Genomic DNA, 24,212 nt, shown 5'->3' with positions numbered 1-24,212 from the left:
CTCCGCCCCCTCCCCGGTGTTATGGCCCGGGGGACCGCAGGCGCCGGCCCGTCGGCGTCAGGTCCCCGCCGCCTCCGTGCGGCTCGCGCTGCGGGTCAGGGCCTCCGCGTGGGCCTCGCGGGTGTGGGCGAGGACGGCGGCGGCGCGGGCGGCGGCGCGGCCCTCGGGGTGCCAGCCGAGGAGGTGGCGCCAGACGAGGGGGGCGCCGGTGAGGGGGCGGGTGACGATGCCGGGGGTGGCGGGGAAGGTCGCCCGGCAGAGACCCACGGCGCGGCCCACCTGGACCAGGTGGACGCAGGAGGCGGTGTCCGTCTCGTACACCCGGGCCGGGGTGAAGCCGGCCCGCACGCACGCGGCGGCGAAGCAGTCGCCGAAGCAGCCGTCGCCGGGCACGTCCGTCCAGTCCGCGGCGGCCAGTTCGGCGAGGGCGACCTGCGGGCGGGCGGCGAAGGGATGACCGGTGGCCAGCATGACGTACACGGGGTCGCGGGCCACTTCCGTCCAGGCCAGCCGTCCCGCCTCCGGCGGGGAGCTCTCCCCGCAGACCCCGACGAGCGCGAAGTCGAGCCGCCCGGCGGCCACCGCGCGCGCGACCTCCCGCTCCGACCAGGAGGTGTACGTGGTCACCTGCGCGTCCGGCTCCGCCCGCGCGAGCCGGTCCACCAGGCCGCCGAGCAGCGGGCCGTGGGTGCCGCCGAGCCGGTGCCCGGCGGCGCCGTCGCGGGCGAACCGCACGGCCTCCTCCTGGAGTTCGCAGACGGCGGGCAGCACCACCCGCGCCCGGTCGAGGACCAGATCGCCGAGTGCGGTGGCCCGCACGCCGTCCCGGCCGCGCACGAACAGGGCGCCGCCCAGGGCCCGTTCGATCCGTTTGAGCTGGGCGCTCAGCGCGGGCTGCGCCAGTCCGAGGGCGGTCGCCGCGCGCGTGAGGCTGCCGGCCTCGGCGATCGCCCGGACCGTCTTCAGATGCCGCAACTCCAAGTCCATGCGGTCAGCTTGACGCCCCTCGCATGACAGGTCCAGACCAAGGGGGAGGGTATTCGCCTATCGGGCGCCGAGGCGCTCCGGCAGCCAGGCCAGCTGCGCCGCCTGCTGGAACGCGCCGCCGCCCTCGTGGTCGTTGAAGTCGTAGACCTCGATCGCCTTGTCCTCGTGCCCGTACGCGTTGAACGCCGCGAACACCGTCGACGGCGGGCACGTCAGGTCCTCCAGAGCGGTGGAGAACAGCGCCGGAGCCGTCGCGCGGGCCGCGAAGTGTACCCCGTCGAAGTAGGCGAGGGTCTCCCGCACCCGCTCCGTCCGACCCCGGTGCGTCTTCAGGTAGTTGCCGATCTCCCGGTACGGCGTCCGGTCCGTGACCGTCGTCGCGCGCGGGAAGTCGCACAGGAACGGCACGTCGGGCGCCACCGCCGCCAGGTCCGGCACGAGCCCCGACACGGCGACGGTGATGCCGCCGCCCTGGCTGACCCCGGTCACCGCGGTGCGCGCCGCGTCCACCAGCGGATGCGACCTGGCCGCCTCCACCGCGCGCACCGCGTCCGTGTACACCCGCCGGTAGTAGTACGTCTCCGGGTCCTCGACGCCCCGCGTCATGAACCCGGGGAAGGCGGGCGCGCTGCCCACCGGGTCCGCGGTGTCGCCCGGCGCCCACCCGCTGCCCTGGCCACGGGTGTCCATCACGAAGTGCGCGAACCCGGCCGAGGCCCACAGCAGATGGCTGTGCGCGAGCCCGCGCCCACCGCCGTACCCGATGAACTCCACGACGGCCGGCAGCGGTCCGGTCGTCCCCGCGGGGATCACGAACCAGCCCTTGACCGGCTGCCCGTCGAAGCCGGAGTACGTCACGTCGTATGTCTCCACCGTCGCGAGACCCGTCGCCACCCGCTCGAACCGGGCGTCGAGCCCGTGCTTCCGCGCCTCGCCGAGCGTCTCGGCCCAGAAGGCGTCGAAGTCCGCCGGCTCGACGGACGCGCTGCGGTACTCGCGGAGCTGATCGAGGGGCAGGTCGAAGAGGGTCATGAACACCACCTGGTCGGTCGTCACGTTCGAAATGTCGACCGGTCGGACCCGGCCCGACCCACCCTAACGTGCACATACGTCAGACCGATCCTCGATCTTCTGTCCAGACCCGAGCGAGCCTTGTTTCCCCCAGGCGCCTCCTGGAGTCAAGGTGGGGGCCGACAGCGACGAACGGAGGGGTGTGGTGATTGTCGGAGTCCTCAAGGAGGCCCGGGACGGCGAGCGGCGGGTGGCCGCGACGCCCGTCACCGTCGAGAAGATCCGCGGGTTGGGATACGAGGTCGTCGTCGACCCGGGCGCGGGCGCCGCGGCGGGATTCGCCGACGCCGCGTACGAGGAGGCCGGCGCGAGCGTCGGCAAGGCGATCGAGGCGGACATCGTCCTGGGGGTGAACGCCCCGCCGCCCGAACGGCTCGACCGGGCGCGCCCCGGGACCACCGTCATCGCCCTGTTCGCCCCCGCGGTCGACCCGACGACGGTCGAGGACCTGGCCCGGCGCCCCCTCACCGTCCTGTCCATGGACGCGGTGCCCCGCATCAGCCGGGCCCAGTCCCTGGACGTCCTGTCGTCAATGGCCAACATCGCCGGCTACCGCGCCGTCGTCGAGGCGGCCCACGAGTTCGGCCGCTTCTTCACCGGCCAGGTGACCGCCGCGGGCAAGGTGCCGCCGGCCCGGGTCCTCGTCGCCGGCGCGGGTGTCGCCGGTCTGGCCGCCATCGGCACCGCGGGCTCGCTCGGCGCGATCGTCCGCGCCACCGACCCGCGCCCCGAAGTCGCCGACCAGGTCCGCTCGATGGGCGGCGAGTACCTGTCCATCGAGTCGGCCGAGGCGGAGGTCTCGGCGACCGGCTACGCCAAGGAGATGGGCGACGACTACAAGGCCCGCGAGGCCGCCCTGTACGCCGCCCAGGCCCGCGAGGCCGACATCGTCATCACCACCGCGCTGATCCCGGGCCGCCCCGCGCCCCGGCTCATCACCGCGGAGATGGTCGCCACGATGAAGCCCGGCTCGGTCATCGTCGACATGGCCGCCTCCAACGGCGGCAACGTCGAGGGCTCCGTCGCCGGCAAGCGCGTCGTCACCGACAACGGCGTCACCATCCTCGGCTACACCGACCTCGCCGGCCGTCTGCCCGCCCAGGCCTCCCAGCTCTACGGCACCAACCTGCTCAACCTCCTGAAGCTGATGACGCCCGGCAAGGACGGCGAGCTCGTCCTCGACTGGGACGACCAGGTGCAGCGCTCCGTCACCATCGTGCGCGACGGCGAGACCACCTGGCCGCCACCGCCGGTCCAGGTCTCGGCAGCCCCCGCGGCAGCCGCCGCCGCCGCGCCGGCCCCCGTCTCGCCGGTGAAGACCCCGATGAGCCCCGGACGCCGCTTCACGGCCGTCGCCGTCTCGGCCCTCGCGCTCTTCCTCGTGGTCGGCTTCGCCCCCGCCGCTCTGCTGTCGCACGTGACCGTCTTCGTGCTGGCGATCGTGATCGGCTACTACGTGATCGGGCACGTCCACCACGCCCTGCACACCCCGCTGATGTCCGTCACGAACGCGATCTCCGGGATCATCGTCGTCGGCGCGCTGCTCCAGATCGGACACGGCGGCACCGTCGTCACCGTGCTTTCCGCCGCAGCCATCCTGCTGGCGAGCATCAACGTCTTCGGCGGCTTCGCGGTGACGCGTCGCATGCTCGGAATGTTCAACAGGAGCTGACCATGTCCGCCACACACGCCGCGCAGGCGGCCTACCTCATCGCCGCCGTCCTCTTCATCCTGGCCCTCGCCGGACTCTCCAAGCACGAGTCCGCGCGGCTCGGCAACGCCTTCGGCATGCTCGGCATGGGCGTCGCCCTCGTCGCCACCGTCGTGCTCGCCGCCGACCGGGGCATCGCCGCCGGCGCCGCCGGGCTCCTCGCCGTCGCCATGGCCGCCGGCGCGCTGATCGGCATCTGGCGCGCCCGCGGCGTCGAGATGACCGGCATGCCCGAACTCATCGCCCTGCTGCACTCCTTCGTCGGCCTCGCCGCCGTCCTCGTCGGCTGGAACGGCTACCTGGAGGTGGAGCACCACCCGGGCGGCTCCGAGGCCGCCGCCCTCGACGCGCTCGGCACCCTCGGCATCCACCACGCCGAGGTCCTCATCGGCGTCTTCATCGGTGCCGTCACCTTCACCGGCTCCGTCGTCGCCTACCTCAAGCTCGCGGCCCGCATCAACTCCAAGCCGCTCGTGCTCCCCGGCAAGAACGCACTCAACCTCGGCGCGCTCGCCGTCTTCCTCGTCCTCACCATCCTCTTCACCATCGAGCCCAACCTCTGGCTGCTCGTCGCCGCCACCGCCGTGGCCCTGGCCCTCGGCTGGCACCTCGTCGCCTCCATCGGCGGCGGCGACATGCCGGTCGTCGTCTCGATGCTCAACAGCTACTCCGGCTGGGCCGCCGCCGCCTCCGGCTTCCTGCTCGGCAACGACCTGCTGATCGTCACCGGCGCCCTCGTCGGCTCCTCCGGTGCCTACCTCAGCTACATCATGTGCAAGGCGATGAACCGGTCGTTCCTCTCCGTGATCGCCGGCGGCTTCGGCATCGAGGCCCCGTCGAGCTCGGACGTCGACTACGGCGAGCACCAGGAGATCACCGCCCAGGGCGCCGCCGAGGCCCTCGCCGCCGCCCGCTCCGTCGTCATCACCCCCGGCTACGGCATGGCCGTCGCCCAGGCCCAGTACCCGGTCGCGGAGCTCGCGTCCAAGCTGCGCGCCCGGGGCGTCGAGGTCCGCTTCGGCATCCACCCCGTCGCCGGCCGGCTCCCCGGCCACATGAACGTCCTGCTGGCCGAGGCCAAGGTCCCGTACGACGTCGTCCTGGAGATGGACGAGATCAACGACGACTTCTCCGACACCGACGTCGTCCTCGTCATCGGCGCCAACGACACGGTCAACCCGGCGGGCGCGGAGGACCCCTCCAGCCCCATCGCCGGCATGCCCGTCCTCACCGTCTGGGAGGCCGGCCAGGTCATCGTCTTCAAGCGCTCGATGGCCTCCGGCTACGCGGGCGTCCAGAACCCGCTGTTCTTCCGCGAGAACACCGCCATGCTCTTCGGCGACGCCAAGGACCGGGTGGAGGCCATCGTCAGCGCGCTCTGACCACGGCCGTACCCCCCGCCGCCGCCCGCTCGTCAGCGGGCGGCGGTATCGTCGTCGGCGGCCGAGGGGACGGCGAGGGGGAGGGCGACCGGATGGGTGGCGGAGCGGGCGACGGAACGCGCGTGCGGACGGACGTGCGGACGGTGGGCCCCGCGTGGGCCGAGGAAGGACTCGGATACGGAAGCCCCAAGTTCCCGCTGTCCGTCGAAGGACCCGTCTGGCGGCTGGTGGACCGGCTCGTGCCCGGAGTCTCCAGCGTCACCAAGTACGCCCGCTACTACACCCTCTACGCCGCCGTCGCCGCCGAGTCCGAGCGGCGCGGACTCGGCGCCGACGAGTGCCGCACCCTGCTGCGCCGCGCGGAGGCGCTCCTCGCCGCCGCCCAGATCGTTCGCACGCCCGGAGCCATCCCCGCCGGACTCTTCCCCCACGGCCACGACCGCGTCCAGCCGGCCCTCGCCGACGGCGGCCTCGACCTGGACCGGGCGGCGCGGGACTACTCGCCCCGCGCCTGGGGCTTCTGGTCCCAGTACACCGCACCGGCCCAGATCCTCGGCGTCGTCACGGCCGGCCGGGACGGGCTCCGGCCCGGGCGGCACGCCTGCCCCGCCGAGGTCCGCGCGCTCTTCGAGCCCCTGCTCGCCGTCGCCGGCGCGGGGCGGGCCGAGGCACGCCCCGCCGAACTCGCCGAGGCCGGGGCCGCCGCGCTCGGCGCACCCTGCGAGGCCGAACGGGACTGGCTCGCAGGCCTGCTGACCGCCACCGCCGGAGGGACGCACCGGCCGGACGCCTGGCGGGCCACCGACCGGACCCGGCGGGCCACGCTGCGGGTGCTCGCCCGGTCCCTCGCCCTGCACGGCGGGGACTCGTACACCGGCGCCCTGCGCGAGACCGTCGCCTTCGGCCCGCTCCTCGCCGAGGACCCCGTCCTCTCCGCGATACCCGAGGCCGCCCGCTGGCGGGGACTGCTGCTGCGCCACTACTCCGTCTCCGCCTGGCGCCGCCTCTGGGCCGACCTCGTGGCCGAAGTCGGCGCCGAGGACGAGCCGGACGGCGGACGGGACCGCTCGGCCGCCGACCTGCGCGCCTGGCTCTGCGACCACCTGCCCGACGGCACCGTCGACAGGGAACTCGCCGCCCTCGGCCCCGTCCACGACGGCTCCGGACACCCCCTCCCCGTCGAGCGGCGGCTCATGGCCGACCGGGACCGGCCGGCGCCGTGGCGGGACGTCCTCGTCCTCCTCACCGGCGGCCTCCGCGCCCACCGGGCCGAGGACGGCACGCACCCCGCCGACCCGCTCGCCGCCCACGCCCGGCGCGCCTTCCTCGGCGACCGCCAGGAGTTCCTCGACCCCCGGTGGATGGCCGGCCTGCTGCGCGAGTACGGCCACCGGCCCGTGCGCGACCTGGGCGCCCGCCTCGTCGACGACATGCTGGCCCAGTCCCGGCGGGTCGCGCTCCGCAAACTCCGCCACGACCCCCGGACCGGCCGCCACCGGGTCTTCTCCCGCCTGCACCTGCGCAACGACCGCTACGTCAGGCTCGGCGAGGAGTCGAGCGCGGAGATCGGCATCCGCGTCCACCAGCTCGCCTCGGTCGCCCGGCAGCTCGGCCTCTTCGCCGCCGACCCCGCCCGGGGCGGCGCCCCGACCCTGACGGACCACGCACGCACGAGCCTGGACGTGACGCCATGACCACAGCGGTACACACCGGATTCGCCTCGCCCGTCTCCCTCCTGTGGGACTGGGAGCAACAGGGCAAGGGGCCCCTGCGGGAGTTCCTCGTCCTCGGCTACACCACCGACCTCCCCTTCCTCGAAGCCGTCGCCGTGCCGAGGGCCCGCGCCCTCGGCGCCCGCGTCGCGGTCCTCGGCGACGCCGGACACGCCCTGCACGAGGCCGTCGACGTCCGCCTCGCCGGACGCGGCTACCTCCACGGCGTCGCCACCTGCGACGGCGCCTTCCACCCCAAACTCGCCCTGCTCCTCGGCGACGACGCCTGCCGCGTCGCCATCGGCTCCGGCAACCCCACCCAGTCCGGCTGGGGCACCAACGACGAACTGTGGACCGTCGTCAGCACCGACGACGGCGCCAGCCACCCGCTCCTCGCCGACCTCGCCGACTGGCTGCAGGAGTTGCCGGACGCGGTCGCCATGACCCCGTGGTGGGCGGACCACCTGCGCCACCTCGCCGAGCTCCTGACCGTCCTGCACTGCGAGGCCCCGCCCGCCGACACCGAAGGGCCCCAGGTAGAGCTGGCGCACAACCTCCACACGCCCCTGCTCGGCCGGCTCCCCGAAGGACCGGTGGACGAACTCCGGCTGTACGCACCCTTCGTGGACCCCTCGGGCGAGCTGCTGCGCCTCCTGCGCGAGCGGCTGACCCCCGGCGAGATCACCCTCGGCATCCAGCCCCGCTGGACCAGCTACGACTCCGCCGGCGTGCGCAAGGCCTTCGACGGGCACCCCGCCGCCCGGGTGCGCGAGCTCGCCGAGACCCGGACGCGCCACGGCAAGCTCGTCGAATGGCGCGTCGGCGACACCTGGCACGCCCTCACCGGCAGCCCCAACCTGACCCGGGCGGCCCTCGCCCGCGCGGTGGTCGTCGCCCTCGGCGATCCGGCGGAGACCCGCCCCCGCAACTGCGAACTCGCCGTCATCGCCCACGACACCGCCCCGCTGCTCCCCGACGAGGGCACCGTCCGGCCCGTCCCGGAACTCACCGGATCCACCGTGGCGCCCCGGGACGCGACCGACGCGCCCCCGGCGCTCGTCCTCCTCGGCGTCCGCGAGCACGGCCTCCTCCTGGAGGCCGTCCTCGGCCGCCGCCCCGCCGGCGTCGAGGTCACCGTCGAGATCTCCACGGACGGCGGCGCGCCCGGCTCGTGGCAGCCGGTCGGCCCGATCCCGGCCGACCGGAACACCGGCACCTTCCCGTGGACCGCCGCCCCCGGAGCGGCCGTACGGGCGAGCTGCCGACTGGCCGACGGGACGTACGCCGAATCCGCCGCGGCCTTCCTCTACGACGCCGAAGGCTGCGCACCGCGCGGCGCGGCCGACGCCGTGCCCCGCCTCTCCGGCGGCTACGCGGTCGACGACCTGTTCCAGGACCCGGCCGCCGCGCGCCGCTTCGAGCAGGACATCGCCCGGCTGCGCGAACTCGTCGTCACGGACGCGGCGACGGGCCCCGGGACACCGGGCACGCCGGGGTCCGGCACGGCCGCCCCGACGGTGGCCGAGTGCGTCCGGACGCTGGGACCGGAGCTCACCGAGGTGGCCTACGGCCCGCTCGCGGCGGACCTCCCCGAACTGCCGCGGATTCCCGCACCGCGCCGCTGGCAGCTCTCGGAGTACGTCACGACGGACGAGGACGAGGAGTTCGAGGGGGAGGGAGACGCGGGGGAGTACGGGGCCGAGGAGACCGCCCCCGAGGCCGGGCAGGGGCCGCTGCCCGACAGCGCCCGCGAGCAGGCCCGCGCCTGGATGGCCCGACTGGCCCGGCGACTCGCGTCCGAGGCGTCCGAGGCGTCCGAGGCGTCCGAGGCATCGGAGGAACCGGATCGTCCTTGGTCACCGCCGACGACCCTGCTGGTCACCGCCCTGCACCTCCAGCTGCTCGCCGCCGGCGCCTGGGACGAGGACGACTACGCCTGGCGCACCGTCACCGCGGACCTCCTCCATGCCCTGGGCGCGGCGGACGAGGACCCGCCCGGGCCGCAGCGGCAGCGGCTCGACGCGCTGATCGCCGTCTGCGTGTCCCTCCTCGGGCTGCACGGAGAGTTCGAGGGCCCGGAGGCCGAGCCGGTCGCGGCGGAGGCCTGGCGCACCGGCCGGGGCGCGGTCGCCCGCGCCGAGCCGGAGCACGCGGCGGACCTCTACCTCCCGGCGGGCCGCCGGGGCGCCCCGGTGGCGACCGGGACCGACGTGGAGGCCCTCGGCAAGCGGGCCCGCGCCGTGCCGGACCCGATGACCGAGGCGCTGCGCGAGCTCGCCGCCGCCCACCTGGGCGCGCGCCGCGAGTCCGGAGTCTGGGAGCTCACGGGCGAGTTCAGCAACCCGCAGGCGGCGTGCGCGAAGGCGGTCACGGTCCTGGCCGGCCTGCCCGGTGACCTGTGGCCGGGGCCCGTACTGGTCCGCGCGCACGGCCGGGGCACCGGCGTCCCCTGCTTCATGGCCTGGAGCCGGCCGCTCCTCGTCCGACGCCGGGGCAGGGTGTGGAGCAGTTTCCGGATCCTCGCTCCGGCGACGCCGCACGCCACCTTCCAGAACGGCGCGCCCCGCCCCACGGCGCAGGGCGCCCAGGCCGAGCGCGACCTCGGCGACCTCCTGGCGGCGGCCGGCCTGGACCCCGTCGCCGTCTTCGTCCACCTCCAGAGCTGACCGGGCGACCTCAGGACGCGCCGTCGGCGGTCCCCTCCGCTTCGTGGAGGGTGATGGCCCCGGAGGGGCAGACGCCGACGGCCATGCGGGCGGCCGCCTGGTGTGCGGTGGGCGGCTCGTCGTGCAGGAGGAGGACGAGGCCTTCCTCGGGGTCCTGGTCGAAGACCTCGGGGGCGGTCATGGCGCACATGCCGGCGCCGATGCAGCGTTCCCGGTCGGCGGTCAGCCGGGGCGCGGGCGCGGTCACTTCGCGTCCCAGGCGACCGGGAGGCTCTTCACCCCGAAGATGTCCGCGCTCTCCGGGCGCAGCACGACCTCCTCGGCCGGCACGGCGAGGCGCAGGGTGGGGAAGCGGTCGATGAGCGCGCGGAACGCCACCCGCATCTCGACGCGGGCGAGTTGCTGGCCGAGGCACTGGTGGATGCCGTGGCTGAAGGCCAGGTGTCCGGCGGCCTGCCGGCCCAGGTCGAGGGCGTGGGGGTCGGCGAAGCGCTCGGGGTCGCGGTTGGCGGTGTGGAACGACAGGACGATCGTGGTGCCGGCCTCGATGGTCTGCCCGGCCAGCTCGACGTCCTCGAGGGCCGTCCGGTGGAAGGTCTTCGCGACGCTCAGGTACCGCAGCAGCTCCTCCACGGCCCCGTCGGTGAGCGCGGGGTCGTCGCGCAGCGCCGCGAGCTGGTCCGGGTTGCGCAGCAGGGCGTAGGTGCCGAGGGACAGCATGTTCGCGGTGGTGTCGAAGCCGGCCGCCAGGAGGATCAGGCTGATGCCCTTGAGCTCCTCGTCGGTCAGGTCGCTCCCGGTGAGTTCGCTGAGGACGTCGTCGGTGGGGTGCGCGCGCTTGGCGGCCACCAGCCGGGCGAGGTACTCCTGCGTCGCGGTGTACGCGGCGATCAGCTCCTCGTCGCTCACCTCGCCGCCCATGAACGCGTCGATCTGCTCCTGGAACGACGCGCGGTCCTCGTACGGGACGCCCAGGATCTCGCAGATGACGATGGTGGGGATGGGCTTGGCGAACGCGGTCACCAGGTCCGCCGACGTGCCGCCCGCCTCCATGGCGTCCAGGCACTCGGCGGTGATCTGCTCGATCCGCTCGGTGAGCAGCCGCATCCGCCGCACGGTGAACTTGCCCACCAGGGGCTTGCGGTAGCGGCTGTGCTCGGGGTCGTCCATGAGGAGGAACTCGCCGGGCGGCGCGGGCGGGAGCTCGAAGTCGACCACGTTCATGAGGTCCTTGCGCGAGCTGAACCGGGGGTCGGCCAGGACCGAACGCGCCAGGTCGTATCCGGTGACCAGCCAGCCGGGCTTTCCGCCGGGGTGGGTGTAGCGGCTGAGGGGTCCGTGCCGGCGGGCGTCGAGCAGCTCGGCGGGCGGGTCGAAGGGGCAGCCGGTCCGGCGCTCCGAGGGCAGTGCCGTGACGGTGTGGACGGACTCGCTCATGATCACTCCGCATCTCGCGCTGGGGCACGTTTGACGATGATCGAACGCTACGTTGCGTTCATGAAATCGTCAATCATGGATGCGGATATATGCAGGTGAGAGCCTGGAAATTGATGCAATGATGCGAGTTCGAACGCAACGAAGCGTTGCAATGATGAGTAGTGGGGAAGCGGTCGGGCGCCGACGCCGGGGCCGCGAGCCCGTGAACCCGGCGTCGGCGCTCCGCTCGGGACCGCCGCGCGTCCTACACGTGCGGCAGTGCGAAGTTGTACCCCTGAGCGCTGTGCGCCCCGCCGCTCGCGCAGGCCCCGTCCGTCGGGTAGCCCCAGAAGAACATGGAGTAGCACTTCTGGCAGAAGCGCCAGTTGCGCTGCCGCGTCGGGGTCTCGGGGACGTCGTGCGGGAGGACGAAGTTGTAGCCCTGGGCGCTGTGCGCGCCGCCGCTCGGGCAGACGCCGTCGGTCGGGTAGCCCCAGAAGAACATGGAGTAGCACTTCTGGCAGAAGCGCCAGTTCGCCTGCGCGGTGGAGGTCTCGGGGACCCCGTAGGGCAGGACGAAGTTGTAGCCCTGGGCGCTGTGCGCGCCGCCGGCCGGGCAGACGCCGTCGGTCGGGTAGCCCCAGAAGAACATGGAGTAGCACTTCTGGCAGAAGCGCCAGTTGCTCTGCTCCGCCTGTGCGCCCTGGGGCGCGGCGGACGCGGCCGAGGTCCCCGCGAGCGTCGCCGCGGTGGCGACCGAGAGGATCCCGGCGCCGACTCCGGCAGCCCGGCCGAGGAAGGAGCGCCGGGAGGACGCGACGGAGTGGGACGGGGTGCCGGTGGGTGTCGAGGAGCCGTGCGGAGAACCGTTCGGAAGGCCCATGGTCATCCCTCTGTAGTGGCGGACGGTGTGCGACGGCGGCGGGAGCCCGCCCGCCGTGCGAGACGAAGCCTCGAACGCCTCCCGTTTGTTGCGCGCCCCTCGGAGGGCGACGAAACAATCCCGCCCAGGGGCGCCGATCCCCGCCGGACCGCCGCAAAACCGTCTTGTCGCCGCCGCCGCTCCGGCGGTTGGGTCGCAGCAGCGGCCCCGAGTGGTGCCGGGCCGACGTCGAGGGGCGGGGTGGGGATGGGGCGCCGGGAGAAGCGGCTGGATCCGTCTGACGGGCCTGTGGCCGCGTTCGCGTACGCGCTGCGGAGGCTGCGGCAGGAGGCGGGAGGCCCCGCCTACAGCACGATGGCCCGCCGTTCCGCCGCCTACTCGGTGACCACCTACTCCCGCGCGGCCGGCGGCGAGCAGCTCCCGACGCTGCCGGTGGTGCTCGCCTACGTCGCGGCCTGCGGCGGCGACCCGGCCGAGTGGGAGGCCCGCTGGCGGCAGGCGTCCGAGGACGTCGCGGCCGGCCGGTCGTCGGGGGCGGACGCCGAACCGTCCCCGTACCGCGGCCTGGCCCGCTTCGAGCCCGGGGACGGCGACCTCTTCTTCGGCCGCGACCGCCTGGTGGCCGACCTCCTGGGCCTCGCGGGCCGACACCGGCTCGTCTGCGTGTTCGGAGCGTCGGGAAGCGGCACGTCCTCGCTCCTGCGCGCCGGGCTGATCCCGCGCCTGCGCGACCCCGGGTACGCCGGGGAGCGCCCGGCCGCCGTGCGCATCCTCACCCCGGGGCGGAGCCCCTTCACCACGCACGCCCCGGCGCTCGTCGCGGCCGCCGCCGGCCCCGCCTCCGACGGGGACACCTGGCTCGTCGTCGACCAGTTCGAGGAGGTCTTCGGCCTCTGCGACGACGCGGCGGAACGCGCCGCGTTCATCGACGCGCTCGTCGCGGCCGCCGACCCGTCCCGCCGGCTCCGTGTCGTCCTGGGCGTCCGCGCGGACTTCCGCCCGCGCTGCCTGGAGCACCCCGGCCTCGCGGCCGCGATCCGGGACGCGAGCCTGCCCCTGGGCAGGATGACCCAGGCGGAGCTGCGCGAGGCGATCGGCAGACCGGCCGCCGCGCGACGGCTCGTCGTCGAGCGCGCCCTGACGGAGGCTCTCGTCGAGGAGGTCGCCGGCCGGGCCGGCGGGCTGCCGATGCTGTCGCACGCCCTTCGGGAGACCTGGCGCCGCCGCACCGGGCGCACGCTCACGCTGGAGGCGTACGAGCGGATGGGCGGCATGCGCGGCGTCCTCGCGCGGAGCGCCGAGGCCGCGTACGCCCGCCTGGACCCCGACCGGGCCGAGACCGCCCGGCAGATCATGCTCCGTCTGGTCGCCCCGGGCGCGGGCGCCGTGGACGCCCGGCGGCCCGCCACCCGCGCGGAGGTCGCCTCGATCGGCGCCGTCCCAGGCGCCGAGCGAGGCGGCGGCGACCGCGGCGGTGCGGCGCACGAGGTCCTCGAAGCACTCGTCCGGGCCCGGCTGGTCACCGTCGACGGGGACCGGGTCGAGCTCGCCCACGAAGGCCTCGTCACGGCGTGGCCCCGCCTGCGGGGCTGGATCGAACAGGACCGGGAGGCGCTCCGCGTGCACCGCTGGCTGACCGAGGCCGCCGACGCGTGGGAGGCCGTCGGCCGGGACCGGGGCGTGCGGATCTCTCCCGTACGCCTCGCCCAGCTCGGCGACCTCGCGACGGAGGCGGGCCGGGCCCGGCTCACCGCGCTGGAGGCGGACTTCATCGCCGCCGGCCTCGCCACCCACCACCGGACGATCCGCAACCGCCAGATCGTCGGCGTGGTGATCCCCCTGCTCTCCTCGCTGGCCCTGGTCTCCGGCGCCGCCGCCTGGCGCCAGCGCCGCCGGCACCACCTCCCCGCCCGGCGGTCACACGGGAGCTGACGCGGCACTACCCCAGGAACTCCCGCACGCCACGGAGCCGCGTCCGCAGCCGCCGCCGCGAGGCCGACCCGTCGAGGCGCACGTCGAGCGCACCGGGCAGGCCGCTGTCGGTGCGGAGGCCGGCGGGCAGCAGGGCGGGATCGAGCCCGTCCCGGCGCGCGACGAGCACGCCGAGCGCGTAACGGCTGACGCGGTCGGGCCCGGCCAGGTGGAAGACGCCGGAGACGTCGGAGACGGCGAGCTCCCAGAGGGCCGCCGCCAGATCCGTGACGTGGACGGGGCAGCGGACGTCGTCCGTGAACAGCGCCCCATCGCGCGTCCCGGCGGCGAGCTCATGGACGACGCGCTCGTGCGCGGAGTCGCCGTCGCCGATGATCAGTGAGGTCCGGGCGACGACGGAGTCGGGATGCAGGAGCCGTACGGCGCTCTCCGCGGCCGCCTTCGCGGCTCCGTACGGGGTGATCGGATCGGGCAGCGCCGTCTCGTCGTAGTGCACGGCTGCCCCGGAGAAGACGGCGTCGCTGGACACGTGCACCAGCCGGACACCCCGTCGCGCCGTCGCCACGGCGAGCCGGAGGGCCCCGTCGGCGGTCACGGCCCAATCGGCGCCCCCGCCGCCGGCGTTGACGACCACACGCGGAGTCACACGGTCGAGCACCGCGTCGATGCGACGGGCGTCACGCAGGTCCAGCCGATGCCACCCGCCCCCGGGATCCTCGGGCGTGCGCGAGTGGTACGTCGCGACCGCGGCGCGCCCCGAGGAGCCCGCCTGCCGCACCAGCTCGGATCCGAGGAAACCGCTGCCGCCGATGACCAACGCCGTCATGGGGCCACGGTACGGCCCCCGGGGGCCGACGCATGCATGCGGAAAGGCCGGGAAGTCGCCCGGTGGACGACCGGCACCGCGCCGCAGCGGCCCGGGCCGGAGTCCGAGGAGGTGTCGTCATGATCCCGATTCTGCTCGTACTGCTTCTGATCCTCGTGCTCTTCGGAGCCGGATTCGCCGTCGAAGTCCTGTGGTACATCGCCCTGGCCGTCCTGGTGCTCTGGGTGATCGGCTTCTTCGTGCGCGGCCCGCAGGGGCGCTGGTACCGCTGGTGACGAAGGCCGCCGTCAGCCCTCCACTCCGGTCGCGGAGTGGGCGGATCCGACCGGCTTCGACTCCGGCGAGCCGCGCCGGCGGAGGTGGACCGACAGGATCGCCATCGCGGAGACGGCGAGGAGTTCCGACTGCCGGTTCTGCAGCGAGCGGCTCCAGAAGCCGGAGGACGCGAGGTACGTGCCCCAGTCGAGCGGCGCCTGGAGCCCGCGCAGGCGCTGCCCGTCGTACGCCGCGACGCCGGCGACGGACTGGGCGAACCACGACAGGAGGAAGAACGTCGCCATGGCCAGCCCCAGGGAGCGGGAGTAGACGCCTTGACGCCAGTCCTTGGTGCCGGCCCAGCGAGGCGAGTCGGGGCGGGCGTGGTCGCCCATGTGCTGTTCGCGGTCGCTCTCGGTGCCCGTCCGTTCCAGGGGCTTCGGCTCCGATGAGCCGCGCTGGACGAGGTGGACGGTGCCGAAGACGTACAGGAAGAACTGCAGGAACTCGGACTGCCAGTTCTCGGTGACGTCGACGGCGAAGTCCGAGGACGTCAGGTAGGCGCCGAACCCTCCTGGGCCGCGGCGTCGCCCGCACCGAACCCCGCCGTGACGCGGAGCAGTCCTCCGGGGTCGGGGAGCGGGAGCAGGTCGGCGGCCTGGAAGACGTTGGTCAGGGCGGTCGCCAGAGCGGTGCGCAGACCGGGGATCCCGGCCGCGGCGCCCACGTCGGGATCGCCGGCGTGGGCGGTGATGATGGGCCGGATGAGCCCGTCGGCGTGCCAGGAGACGACGACGGCCTGGCCGTCGCGGGTGGTGGACAGACCGCTGTCCGGCCCGAACCCGGCCTCGGCGAGCAGGGTCTGGACCTGGTGGAGGAGGTCACGGGGCATGGTCGTCTCCGCTGGGAGCGACCTCGGAGGTGGTGAACCCGAGGATGTCGCCGGTGCGCGTGTGGGCGAGCAGACGGGCGACCTGGGCGCTCGCCGCGACGACCGACAGGCGGCGCTTCCCGGCTGCGGCCAGCAGGCGGGCGTGCAGCAGGGTGTTGAGCCCGGTGGAGTCGCAGAAGGAGACGTCGGACAGGTCGAGCGTGAGCGGGGCGCCGGGCCCTCCGAGGGACAGGGCGGCGGTGAGTACGGTCTCCAGCTCGTCGGCGTTGTCGAGGTCGATCTCGCCGCCCAGCCGCAAGGTCGTCCCGGATCCCGTCGGCTCCGTCCGGTGCCGCAGCCGTCCGTCGGGGCCGCCCCCGGGGGACGGGGGAGGTGGTGGGGCGGGAGAACGGTTCATGCCTCCTCCTGGGAGGGAGGGTCCGTCCTCCGAGTCTGCGCCTATGCCACATACCGGTCAATAGTTACATGAAAAGTTCTTCGCATGATCAGTCGGTGAGGGGGGAAGGATCCCGTTATGGAGGGCAATGGCGCACGCCCGGGGTGGACGTTCCTCACCAGCCACGCGCGGGTGCTGCTGGCGATCGCCCGGGACCCCGGGACCCGGCTCCGGGACGTCGCGGCGCACTGCGGGATCACCGAACGCACCGTGCAGAGCATCGTCGCCGACCTCGAAGCGGGCGGGTACCTCACCCGGAGCCGGGCCGCCGACGGCCGCCGCAACGTCTACCACATCGACCCCGCCGCGCCGTTCCGGCACCCGGCCGAGGCCGGCCACGAGATCGCCGGGCTGCTCGAACTCCTCGCTCCCCGGCCGGATGACGCGGCGCGCGACGACGAGGAGGACGCACACGCCCCGTGGGGCGGGTGACGAGCGGCGGGCGTCAGACGAGGCCGACGCCGGCGGCGGCGCGGTCGGGCACGAGGGCGAGGACCCCGTCGGTGCCGGTCAGCTCGAAGAGCCGCCGGATCTGGCCGGTGAAGGGTCCCGCGAGCACGAGCCGTCCCGGCCGGCCGTGCGCCTCCAGGAGCTCGTTGAGGAAGGACGAGTCGCCGAACGTCACACCGGACAGGTCGAGGACGATCCGCTCCGCGTCCGCCCCGTACGCGTCGTCGAGCGCCGCGCGCAGACACGGCAGGGTGTCCCGGTCGAACTCCCCGCGGACGACCAGCAGCCAGGTGTCCGGGGGAGCGGAGGGATCACGGGCGACCGTCGCGACGCCCCGGGACTTGTACGCGTGCGGGCCCGACGCCACGAATCCCTGCGGGACGCCGTCCTCGGCAAACTCTGGGCTCTTCGTCACGAGGATCGCCTGGTTCCCGCAGAGGCCGTGTCGGTACACGCTGCTCCTCCAGTATGCGCCCCGCGACCGGCGCCCCCGGCCGGCCGGCTCGGCGCGGGCCGAGGCGGAACCGTCCTCAGCCGGGCGGGCACTCGGTGTCGACGTGGGCCAGGACGGCGGCGCCCGAGGAGGGCGTGCGGCGCCGGACGGTGACGTCCCGGGCGAGAAGCGTCACCAGATCCCACCAGTACACGTACGGCCCGCGCCCGGTCGTGTCCGGCAGCGGCGCCCGGGTGCCCGTGACCAGGATGTCGAGACCGTCCGGCGCGAGCCGCAGCTCCAGCACGCACGCGCCGTCGGCGTGGGCGACGAGCTCACTGGCGATCAGCGCGGCGTCGTCCTCCGACGCCTGACTGACGACATGGCCGACGAACAGGGCCTGGTCGGCCAGCCGGTGCACCTCACGCCGGGCCCGCGCCGCGGCCCCGGGCCCGCCCGCGGCCCGGCACCGCCGCCGCAACCAGACCTCCACCCCGAGCACCTCCTCGACCGGCGTTCCCTCCTGCGCTTCCGCCCTGCCCCTGCCCCGCCCGGCGCCGCCGACGCGTCCCGTCCCGGGGAATTCCGCCGCGAGCGGTCATCTCACGCCCCGGGATCCGAGGAAGGCCGCCGCGCGTGCGCCCGCCCCGCCCGGCCGCGCAGGTCCCGGACGTACCGGTCGAAGCGCGCGGCCGCGGTGTCGCCGGGCGGTCGGCCGCGGGGAACGAACCCCGCGCGCCGCGCGACCGCGGCGGACGCGGGATTCCCCGGATCGACCTGGATCACCGCCTCCCGCGCGCCCTCGGCGGCCGCGTACCGGGACGCCAGGAGGACCGCGCGGGTGGCCAGGCCACGGCCCCTCCACGAGGGATAGAGGCCGTACGCGACGTTCACCTGGCCCGGGGCCAGGCCCTCGCCGGCGAACCGCAGGTCGACGGTGCCCGCGAGCACCCCGCCGGCGCCCGCCCGGATGCCGAAAGCCCGGAGCGGCCCGGCGGCGTCCCACTGCTCCTCGCAGTGCCGGAGGTACGCCTCCACCCCCTCCCGCGTGCCCGGACCGCCGTTGAGCCAGCGCACCAGCAGCTCGTCCTCCCCGGCGAGGTGCGCCTCCACGTCGTCCCTCCGCAACGGCGTCAGCGTGACGACCCCGTCGGACAGTTCCCCTCCACGCATCCGTCGATTCTCGGCCGTGACGATGCCCCGCGCCATCGGATTCCACGGCCGGGCCACGCGCCCCTACAGGCCGCGCAGGGCGGGCAGCAGGGTCGTCCGCGCCCAGCGGAGGAAGGGGAGTTGGTGGTCGCCGCCGATCTGGACGAGCGCCAGGTCGGTGAAGCCGGCCTCGGCGAACGGGCGGGCCGCCGCGAGGACGGCGTCCACGTCGTCTCCGCAGGGGACGCTCTCCGCCACGTCCTCCGGCCGGACGTGCGCGGTGGCCTGGGCGAAGCCGGCCGGCAGCGGAAGTTCGGCGTTGAGCCGCCAGCCGCCGAGCGCCCAGCGGAACTGTTCGTGCGCGCGTGCCCGGGCGGCGTCCGGGGCGGGGTCGTAGCAGACGGGGAGCTGGCCCACCCGGGGCTTGCCCGCGCCGCCGGCGGCGTCGAAGGCGTCGAGCAGTTCCCGCTTCGGCTCCGTGGCGATCACCAGATCGGCCCGGTGTCCGGCGAGTGCGCAGGACAGCGGGCCGGAGACGGCGATCCCGATCGGCGGCGGGGGATCGGGTACGTCCCAGAGCCTGGCGTCGTCGACCTGGAAGTGGCGGCCGTGCAGGGTCACGTACGCGCCCGAGAACAGGGCGCCGATGATCTCCGCGGCCTCGCCCAGCATGTCGAGCCGCACCCGTGCCGAGGGCCAGCCCCGGCCGACGACGTGTTCGTTGAGGTTCTCGCCCGAGCCGAGGCCGAGCCGGAACCGGCCCCCGGAGAGGAGCTGGAGCGTCGCGGCCTTCTGGGCGACCACCACGGGGTGGTAGCGGAACGTCGGGCAGGTCACGTACGTCATGAGCGGGATGCGGGAGGTGGCCTGCGCGGCCGCGCCCAGCACGCTCCACGCGTAGGGGGCGTGCCCCTGGGAGGGCAGCCACGGGAAGGAGTGGTCCGAGATCACGGAGAAGTCGAACCCGGCCCGTTCCGCCTCGACCACGTGCCCGACGAGCTCACGGGGGCCTGCCTGCTCGGTCATCATCGTGTAGCCGATGTGCATCATGTCCGGCGACTTGCCGGGCACCGGGGGTCCGAAACGGGCGCCATGGACAACTTGGACAAACGGGCGTCATGGACAGCCGGGCCGCCGGGCCCGTGCGGGCGGGAGCGGGCCCCCGGCGGAAGGGGATCGCCAGGGGCCCTGTCGTGGCCGCGGAGGGCCGTGGCCGCCGCGACGGCCGGGACCCCGTCGCGTCACGGGCTTCGCGTTCCGTCAGCCGTCGCTCCCGTCGCCTTCGAGCGCGCTGACGAGCGCCGCCGAGAAGGCGTCGAGGTCGCGGGGTCTGCGGGAGGTGATCAGGGGGTGTGGACCCGAGGTGTCGACGACGACCGCCCGGTCCGTCCACGTGCCCCCGGCGTTCTCCAGATCGGGGCGGAGCGAGGGGTACGAGGTCAGTTCCCGGCCCTCGGCGAGCCCGCTGTCGACGAGCAGCCACGGCCCGTGACAGATGGCGGCCACCGGTTTCCCGGCGTCGGCGAAGGCCGAGACCAGACGGCGTGCGTCCGGGTCCGTCCGCAGCCGGTCGGCGTTCAGCGTGCCGCCCGGCACCACGACGGCGTCGTAACCCTCCGCGGTCTCCCGCGCGAGGGTGGTGTCCGGTCGGACGTCGGCGCCCGGACGGCGGTCGGCGACCAGGGTCCGCACGGGTGCGTCCTTCTGCGCGGCGACCAGGACGCGGGCCCCGTTCTCCCGTAGGACGGACACCGGTCTCGTCAACTCATCCTGTTCGGTTCCGTAGTTGGTCGTGAGGACCAGTACGCTCCGTCCAACGATCGACACGGTTCGTCTCCTCTCCGGTGCGTCTCCCCGCTCCGCGCCTCACCGCCGGGGCGGGGCCTCAAACGTGCCGTCGCCACCCGGCCCCGCGCCGCCGGTGGCGTCGAGGACCGCGCGGATCACCACCAGCACCTCCGTGGAGGACAGCGGCGGGACCAGCCCCCGCTCCCTCAGCCACCCCGCCCGCGCCGTCGTCACCGGCCCGAACGGCAGGCTCCGGCGCGCCGCCACCCATGCCCGCAGGCCCCTGGGTTCCAGAGCCGCGAGGCTGGCCGCCACGCCGCTCATCGACGACTGGACGAGCAGCAGCACGCCGTGTTCCGCGAGGAGGGCGGGGGCGGCGCGGCAGATCCGGTCGAGGAGGAGCCGTCCGTCGGGGCCCGCGTCCCAGGCCAGGCCCGGACCCCGGGGCCGCCCGGGCGAGGGGCGGGCCGGTACGTACGGCGGGTTCACGGTCACGAGGTCGAAGCGTTCGCCGGTCACCGGCGCCGCGAGGTCCCCGCGCAGCACCCGGATCCGGCAGCGGTGGAGCGTGGCGTTGAGCCGTGCCGTCGCCGCCGAGGCGGCCGAGACGTCGATCGCCGTCGCGTCCGCGCCCCTGCGGGCCGCGGCGATGGCGAGGACGCCCGTCCCGGTGCACAGATCCAGCGTGCGCGCGCTCGGCCGCAGCTCCTCACGGGCGAGGCTCTCCATCAGCAGGGCCGTGTCGCCCTGCGGGGCGTACACACCCGGTGGCGTGACCACACGCATGCCGACCGTCCCTCCGTTCAGACCGTGACGGTCGTCTCCGCGAGGGAGTCGACCACGTCGGTGAGGCTCCGGTGCCGGCGGTAGACGGCCCGCTGCCGTGCCGCTCCCGCGCCCCGGGCACGGAGGCGCCGCCACTGACGCAGGGCGCGTTCGGTGTCGCCGACGGCGTCGAGCCCCGGCCGCGCCCGGTCCACCAGCCGGTCGCCGAGCGTGCCGGCGGGCGTCTCCCGCCCCGTGCAGGGGTCGAGGCCGAAGCCGGACAGGCCGTAGCGGGCGGCCAGCTCGTGCGCGAGCAGCAGCCGGCGGAGGGGCACCCGGGGCGCCGGACGGCCTTCGAGGACCTCCGGCAGCAGCGCCATGGCCAGCCCCCGTACCAGACAGGCCAGCAGGACGACGGTGTCGACGTCGGCGTTCGCGTCGGCGACCCGGATCTCCAGGGTCGGGACGTGCTCGGAGGGACGGGCGTACCAGTAGACCATCCGCCGGTCGAGCAGGGTTCCGGTCCGCACCAGCTCGTCCACGCGGGAGAGGTAGTGCGGTTCGTCGAGGTCAGGGGCCGGGCCGACGGTCGGCCACCGGGCGAACTCGACCGAGCGCCAGCTGTCGAAGCCGGTGTCGCGGCTGTGCGAGTACGGCGAGTTGGCGGTGATCGCCTGGAGCACCGGCAGCCAGGGGGCCATGCCCCGGGAGAGCCCGAGCGCCACGTCCCGGCCCAGGGTCCCCACGTGGATGTGACAGCCGCAGACCGGACCGTCGACCACGCCGAAGCGGGAGGCGTACCGGCGCGCCATGCGCCGGTACCGCTCCGTGTCGGTGACGGTCGGCGGGCGGGCGGGCGGCAGGACCGGAGTGCCGGTGGCGACCGGCCGGCACCGCGCCGCGCGGCCCGCCTCGCCCAGGACCGCGCGCATCCGGGCGAGTTCGTCGCGCAGGTCGCGGCACGATGCCGTGGGCCGGGTGGCGGTTTCCACCTGGGCGTTGAAGAACTCCCGCTGGACCTGATCCCCGAGCACATGCCGCGCGGAGGCGAGCACCTCGGGAGCCCGGTCCACGGGGGTCCGGCTGACGCGGTCGACGAGGACGAACTCCTCCTCGACCCCGATCGTCAGGATCTTCATGGTCGGCTCCTCGCGTCGGCAGGCCCCTACCCGACGCGCGCCCCGACACTCCCTCCGACGCCCGTCCGGTCGCGGCCCGCCCCGCGTCGGCGGAAGGTGGGCGAGAGACGGGGCGCGTGTCGGGGAGGGCGCGGGGCGGCCGCCGGCCGACGGCCGCCGGCCGACGTGACGGGAGAGGAGGCGTCGTGGCGGGGTTCCCGGGCTTCACCGAGGCGCTCGACGGGCCGATGTACGTGGTCACCGCCGCGTCCGGAGCCCGGCGGGCCGGCTGCCTCGTGGGCTTCGCGTCGCAGTGCTCCATCGACCCGCCCCGGTTCGTCGTGTGGCTGTCCACCGCCAACCGCACCTACCGCGTCGCCCGTACGGCCGACCACCTCACCGTGCACCTGCTCCGTCGCAGCGACCGGGCGACCGCCGAGCTCTTTGGCGGGGAGACGGGGGACGACGTGGACAAGTTCGCCGAGGCCGGCTGGCATACGGGAGAAGCCGGCAGCCCCGTCCTGGACGGGCTCCCCACATGGTTCACCGGCCGGATCGAAGCCCGGATCGAGGGCGGCGACCACGTCGGCTTCCTCCTGGCCCCCGTGGCGGAGGCCCCGCCGCCGACGGGCCCGCCACCCCCGCTCCTCCGCTACCAGGACCTGCGGGACCTCGACCCCGGGCACCCGGCCTGAGGCCGGCGGCGCCGGAGGCGGTTCGAGCCCGGCGGGGCGGGCAGTCGCGGCGTGACGACGCTGTCGACGCGACGGAGGGCGTGTGATGTCGGCTTCCCCGAACGACAAGGGTCCGCCGGTGCCGTGCCGGGAGGACGGCGGAGCGGTACGCCACGCTTCCGGACGGGCCCGCCCGGATCCGCCCCGCCTCCGGCTGCTCCCGGAAGGACCGCTGCTCGTCGAGGGACCCGCCGAGATCGTCATGCCGGACGGGACGATGATCCGCTGCGACCGGCCCGTGATGGCCCTCTGCACCTGCCGCCGGAGCCTGCGGGCCCCGTTCTGCGACACCAGCCACCGGCGCCGCGCCCGGCGTCCGGCCCGAGGCTCGGCGGAGAAGGCGAAGAAGGCGGAGAAGGCGGGGAAGACCGAGAAGGCGGAGAAGACCGAGAAGACGAAGAAGACGAAGAGGACGGAGAAGGCGGGGACGTCATGACCACGCTTCCGGCGAGTTCCGCCACCGCGGCCCAAGCCACGCGGGCCCCTGAACTTCCCGAGGCACGCGGCGAGGTGTCGCGCGCGATACGGAGCCGCCTGCTCGGCGGCGGCAGCGCGGAGCTGCCCGCGCCGGCGGCGATCGCACGCTGCTCCCCGTACGGCGAGGATCTCCACCTCGCCCTCCACCTCTGCTACGAGCTCCACTACCGGGGCTTCGCCGGCGTCCCCGACACGCTGGAATGGGACCCCGGCCTGCTGGAGGCGCGGGCCCTCCTGGAGCACCGCTTCGAGAGCGCGCTGCGGCACGACTGCAGCCCCCTCCCGGACGTCGGCGAGGCCCTGGACGCGCTGCTCGTCGAACCGGCCGACGGCACCGGCGTCCCGGACTTCCTGATGTCCCGCGGCGAGTCGTGGCACCTGCGCGAGTACGCCGCCCTGCGCTCCGTGCACCAGCTGCGCGAGGCCGATCCGCACCTGTGGGTCGTGCCCCGGCTCCTCGGGCGCGCGAAAGCGGCGATGGTGGCCGTCGAGTACGACGAGTACGGCTGCGGGCGGGCGGAGCGGATGCACTCCCGGCTCTACGCCGACCTGATGGCCGCGCTGGAACTCGACCCCTCGTACGGGCGGTACACCGACGCCGCCGGCGCCGAACTCCTCGCGGCCTCGAACCTGATGTCGCTCCTCGGCCTGCACAGGAGACTGCGCGGGGCGCTCGTGGGCCACTTCGCCGTCCTGGAGACGACCTCGCCGCCCGCCGCCTCCCGCATCGCCGCGGCGACGCGCAGGACCGGGGCGGGAGCGGCCGCCGGGCGGTACTTCGACGAGCACGTGGAGGCCGACGCCGTGCACGAGCAGCTGGTGCGCCGGGAGGTCGTGGGCGGCCTCCTGGACGACGAGCCCGCGCTCGCCCCCGAGGTCGCCTTCGGCATCGCCGCGACCTGCTTCCTGGAGGGCCGGCTGGGCAGCCGTGTCGTCGACGCCTGGGCGCGCGGCGAGAGCGCCCTGCGGACGCCGCTCGGGGAGAGCGGTCGGTGACGGGGCACGGGCGGGACCGGTGACGTCTCCGGTCCCGCCCGCGGAGGGCTGCGGCGGCGGATGCCGCACGTGGAGGCGGCCCGTGACAGTGGCGCACCCGCACCCGCACCCGCACCCGCGGGACCTCGGC

General features: G+C 74.8%; 25 protein-coding genes and 1 pseudogene. 10 read left to right on the top strand and 16 right to left on the bottom strand.

What is annotated here, in order from left to right; genetic code table 11:
• Positions 1-57: 57 nt before the first annotated feature.
• Both AB0E19_RS04100 and AB0E19_RS04095 read right to left on the bottom strand, forming a co-directional pair.
• Positions 58-987: a LysR family transcriptional regulator gene (locus AB0E19_RS04100; protein ID WP_362172876.1), complete on the bottom strand. Its 930-nt coding sequence runs from the start codon at positions 985-987 to the stop codon at positions 58-60.
• Between the two features lie 57 nt (positions 988-1,044).
• Complete coding sequence (locus AB0E19_RS04095) at positions 1,045-2,019, bottom strand: acetylxylan esterase (protein ID WP_362173775.1); 975 nt, start codon at positions 2,017-2,019, stop codon at positions 1,045-1,047.
• A gap of 184 nt (positions 2,020-2,203) precedes the next feature.
• Between AB0E19_RS04095 and AB0E19_RS04090 the strand changes: the two genes are divergently transcribed.
• The 4 genes from AB0E19_RS04090 to AB0E19_RS04075 all read left to right on the top strand — a co-directional run bounded on the left by AB0E19_RS04090 (position 2,204) and on the right by AB0E19_RS04075 (position 9,529).
• A complete protein-coding gene (locus AB0E19_RS04090) occupies positions 2,204-3,730 on the top strand; it encodes a Re/Si-specific NAD(P)(+) transhydrogenase subunit alpha (RefSeq protein WP_362173772.1) in 1,527 nt (508 codons plus the stop codon).
• Positions 3,731-3,732: 2 nt separating this feature from the next.
• Entirely contained in the window at positions 3,733-5,151 is a 1,419-nt protein-coding gene (pntB, locus tag AB0E19_RS04085; protein WP_362172873.1) for a Re/Si-specific NAD(P)(+) transhydrogenase subunit beta, read from the top strand.
• Positions 5,152-5,273: 122 nt separating this feature from the next.
• The gene (locus tag AB0E19_RS04080; RefSeq protein WP_362172870.1) at positions 5,274-6,845 is read left to right on the top strand and encodes a hypothetical protein; all 1,572 of its coding nucleotides are present in this window, start codon (positions 5,274-5,276) and stop codon (positions 6,843-6,845) included.
• Complete coding sequence (locus AB0E19_RS04075; protein WP_362172867.1) at positions 6,842-9,529, top strand: hypothetical protein; 2,688 nt, start codon at positions 6,842-6,844, stop codon at positions 9,527-9,529. The genes AB0E19_RS04080 and AB0E19_RS04075 overlap by 4 nt, the downstream gene beginning before the upstream one ends.
• Positions 9,530-9,539: 10 nt before the next feature.
• Here the strand turns inward: AB0E19_RS04075 and AB0E19_RS04070 are convergent, their stop codons facing one another.
• The 3 genes from AB0E19_RS04070 to AB0E19_RS04060 form a co-directional block, all read right to left on the bottom strand.
• Positions 9,540-9,776 carry a ferredoxin gene (locus AB0E19_RS04070; protein WP_362172864.1) on the bottom strand — a complete coding sequence of 79 codons (237 nt, stop codon included), beginning with the start codon at positions 9,774-9,776 and terminating at the stop codon, positions 9,540-9,542.
• Positions 9,773-10,966 (bottom strand): cytochrome P450, encoded by a 1,194-nt coding sequence (locus tag AB0E19_RS04065; protein WP_362172861.1) that lies wholly within the window; start codon positions 10,964-10,966, stop codon positions 9,773-9,775. Before AB0E19_RS04065 ends, AB0E19_RS04070 begins: the two co-directional genes overlap by 4 nt.
• Before the next feature lie 244 nt (positions 10,967-11,210).
• Entirely contained in the window at positions 11,211-11,828 is a 618-nt protein-coding gene (locus tag AB0E19_RS04060; RefSeq protein WP_362172858.1) for a hypothetical protein, read from the bottom strand.
• A gap of 288 nt (positions 11,829-12,116) precedes the next feature.
• Here AB0E19_RS04060 and AB0E19_RS04055 point away from each other — a divergent pair, with 288 nt between their 5' ends.
• Positions 12,117-13,760: a hypothetical protein gene (locus tag AB0E19_RS04055; RefSeq protein WP_362172855.1), complete on the top strand. Its 1,644-nt coding sequence runs from the start codon at positions 12,117-12,119 to the stop codon at positions 13,758-13,760.
• Between the two features lie 7 nt (positions 13,761-13,767).
• Here the strand turns inward: AB0E19_RS04055 and AB0E19_RS04050 are convergent, their stop codons facing one another.
• Entirely contained in the window at positions 13,768-14,586 is an 819-nt protein-coding gene (locus AB0E19_RS04050) for a sugar nucleotide-binding protein (protein ID WP_362172852.1), read from the bottom strand.
• Between the two features lie 119 nt (positions 14,587-14,705).
• Here AB0E19_RS04050 and AB0E19_RS04045 point away from each other — a divergent pair, with 119 nt between their 5' ends.
• Positions 14,706-14,861, top strand: coding sequence for a hydrophobic protein (locus AB0E19_RS04045; RefSeq protein WP_360607051.1), 156 nt, complete (start codon positions 14,706-14,708; stop codon positions 14,859-14,861).
• 12 nt (positions 14,862-14,873) lie between these two features.
• On the opposite strand, the pseudogene AB0E19_RS04040 reads toward AB0E19_RS04045, so the two are convergent.
• The 3 genes and pseudogenes from AB0E19_RS04040 to AB0E19_RS04030 form a co-directional block, all read right to left on the bottom strand.
• Positions 14,874-15,410: pseudogene (locus AB0E19_RS04040) on the bottom strand (DUF6766 family protein); the annotation flags it as partial.
• Positions 15,395-15,733, bottom strand: a complete 339-nt coding sequence (locus tag AB0E19_RS04035) for a hypothetical protein (RefSeq protein ID WP_362172848.1) — start codon at positions 15,731-15,733, stop codon at positions 15,395-15,397. The gene AB0E19_RS04035 and the pseudogene AB0E19_RS04040, both read right to left, overlap by 16 nt.
• Positions 15,723-16,130, bottom strand: coding sequence for an STAS domain-containing protein (locus AB0E19_RS04030; protein ID WP_362172845.1), 408 nt, complete (start codon positions 16,128-16,130; stop codon positions 15,723-15,725). The genes AB0E19_RS04035 and AB0E19_RS04030 overlap by 11 nt, the downstream gene beginning before the upstream one ends.
• Before the next feature lie 117 nt (positions 16,131-16,247).
• Here AB0E19_RS04030 and AB0E19_RS04025 point away from each other — a divergent pair, with 117 nt between their 5' ends.
• Positions 16,248-16,601, top strand: coding sequence for a helix-turn-helix domain-containing protein (locus AB0E19_RS04025; RefSeq protein WP_362172842.1), 354 nt, complete (start codon positions 16,248-16,250; stop codon positions 16,599-16,601).
• Positions 16,602-16,614: 13 nt separating this feature from the next.
• On the opposite strand, the gene AB0E19_RS04020 is transcribed toward AB0E19_RS04025, so the two are convergent.
• The 7 genes from AB0E19_RS04020 to AB0E19_RS03990 form a co-directional block, all read right to left on the bottom strand.
• Positions 16,615-17,034 carry an STAS domain-containing protein gene (locus tag AB0E19_RS04020; protein WP_362172839.1) on the bottom strand — a complete coding sequence of 140 codons (420 nt, stop codon included), beginning with the start codon at positions 17,032-17,034 and terminating at the stop codon, positions 16,615-16,617.
• Between the two features lie 115 nt (positions 17,035-17,149).
• On the bottom strand, positions 17,150-17,545 hold the full coding sequence (locus tag AB0E19_RS04015; protein ID WP_362172836.1) for a hypothetical protein: 396 nt from the start codon (positions 17,543-17,545) through the stop codon (positions 17,150-17,152).
• Between the two features lie 110 nt (positions 17,546-17,655).
• Entirely contained in the window at positions 17,656-18,225 is a 570-nt protein-coding gene (locus AB0E19_RS04010) for a GNAT family N-acetyltransferase (RefSeq protein ID WP_362172833.1), read from the bottom strand.
• 63 nt (positions 18,226-18,288) lie between these two features.
• Complete coding sequence (locus AB0E19_RS04005) at positions 18,289-19,254, bottom strand: TIGR03557 family F420-dependent LLM class oxidoreductase (protein ID WP_362173769.1); 966 nt, start codon at positions 19,252-19,254, stop codon at positions 18,289-18,291.
• Between the two features lie 210 nt (positions 19,255-19,464).
• On the bottom strand, positions 19,465-20,031 hold the full coding sequence (locus AB0E19_RS04000; protein WP_362172830.1) for a type 1 glutamine amidotransferase domain-containing protein: 567 nt from the start codon (positions 20,029-20,031) through the stop codon (positions 19,465-19,467).
• 39 nt (positions 20,032-20,070) lie between these two features.
• Positions 20,071-20,778 carry a HemK2/MTQ2 family protein methyltransferase gene (locus tag AB0E19_RS03995; protein ID WP_362172827.1) on the bottom strand — a complete coding sequence of 236 codons (708 nt, stop codon included), beginning with the start codon at positions 20,776-20,778 and terminating at the stop codon, positions 20,071-20,073.
• A gap of 17 nt (positions 20,779-20,795) precedes the next feature.
• Positions 20,796-21,896, bottom strand: a complete 1,101-nt coding sequence (locus AB0E19_RS03990; protein ID WP_362172824.1) for a glutamate--cysteine ligase — start codon at positions 21,894-21,896, stop codon at positions 20,796-20,798.
• A gap of 227 nt (positions 21,897-22,123) precedes the next feature.
• Between AB0E19_RS03990 and AB0E19_RS03985 the strand changes: the two genes are divergently transcribed.
• The 3 genes from AB0E19_RS03985 (at position 22,124) to AB0E19_RS03975 (ending at position 24,082) form a co-directional block, all read left to right on the top strand.
• Positions 22,124-22,570, top strand: a complete 447-nt coding sequence (locus tag AB0E19_RS03985; RefSeq protein ID WP_362173766.1) for a flavin reductase family protein — start codon at positions 22,124-22,126, stop codon at positions 22,568-22,570.
• Positions 22,571-22,655: 85 nt separating this feature from the next.
• The gene (locus tag AB0E19_RS03980) at positions 22,656-23,045 is read left to right on the top strand and encodes a CDGSH iron-sulfur domain-containing protein (protein WP_362172821.1); all 390 of its coding nucleotides are present in this window, start codon (positions 22,656-22,658) and stop codon (positions 23,043-23,045) included.
• On the top strand, positions 23,042-24,082 hold the full coding sequence (locus AB0E19_RS03975) for an iron-containing redox enzyme family protein (protein ID WP_362172818.1): 1,041 nt from the start codon (positions 23,042-23,044) through the stop codon (positions 24,080-24,082). The genes AB0E19_RS03980 and AB0E19_RS03975 overlap by 4 nt, the downstream gene beginning before the upstream one ends.
• The last annotated feature ends 130 nt before the right edge of the window (positions 24,083-24,212 follow it).

Origin of the sequence: Streptomyces sp. NPDC047974 (assembly GCF_040653375.1) — a bacterium.
Taxonomy (GTDB): domain Bacteria; phylum Actinomycetota; class Actinomycetes; order Streptomycetales; family Streptomycetaceae; genus Streptomyces.
The sequence above is the reverse complement of the archived record's forward strand: the minus strand, read 5'-3'. Positions and strand labels throughout refer to the sequence as shown.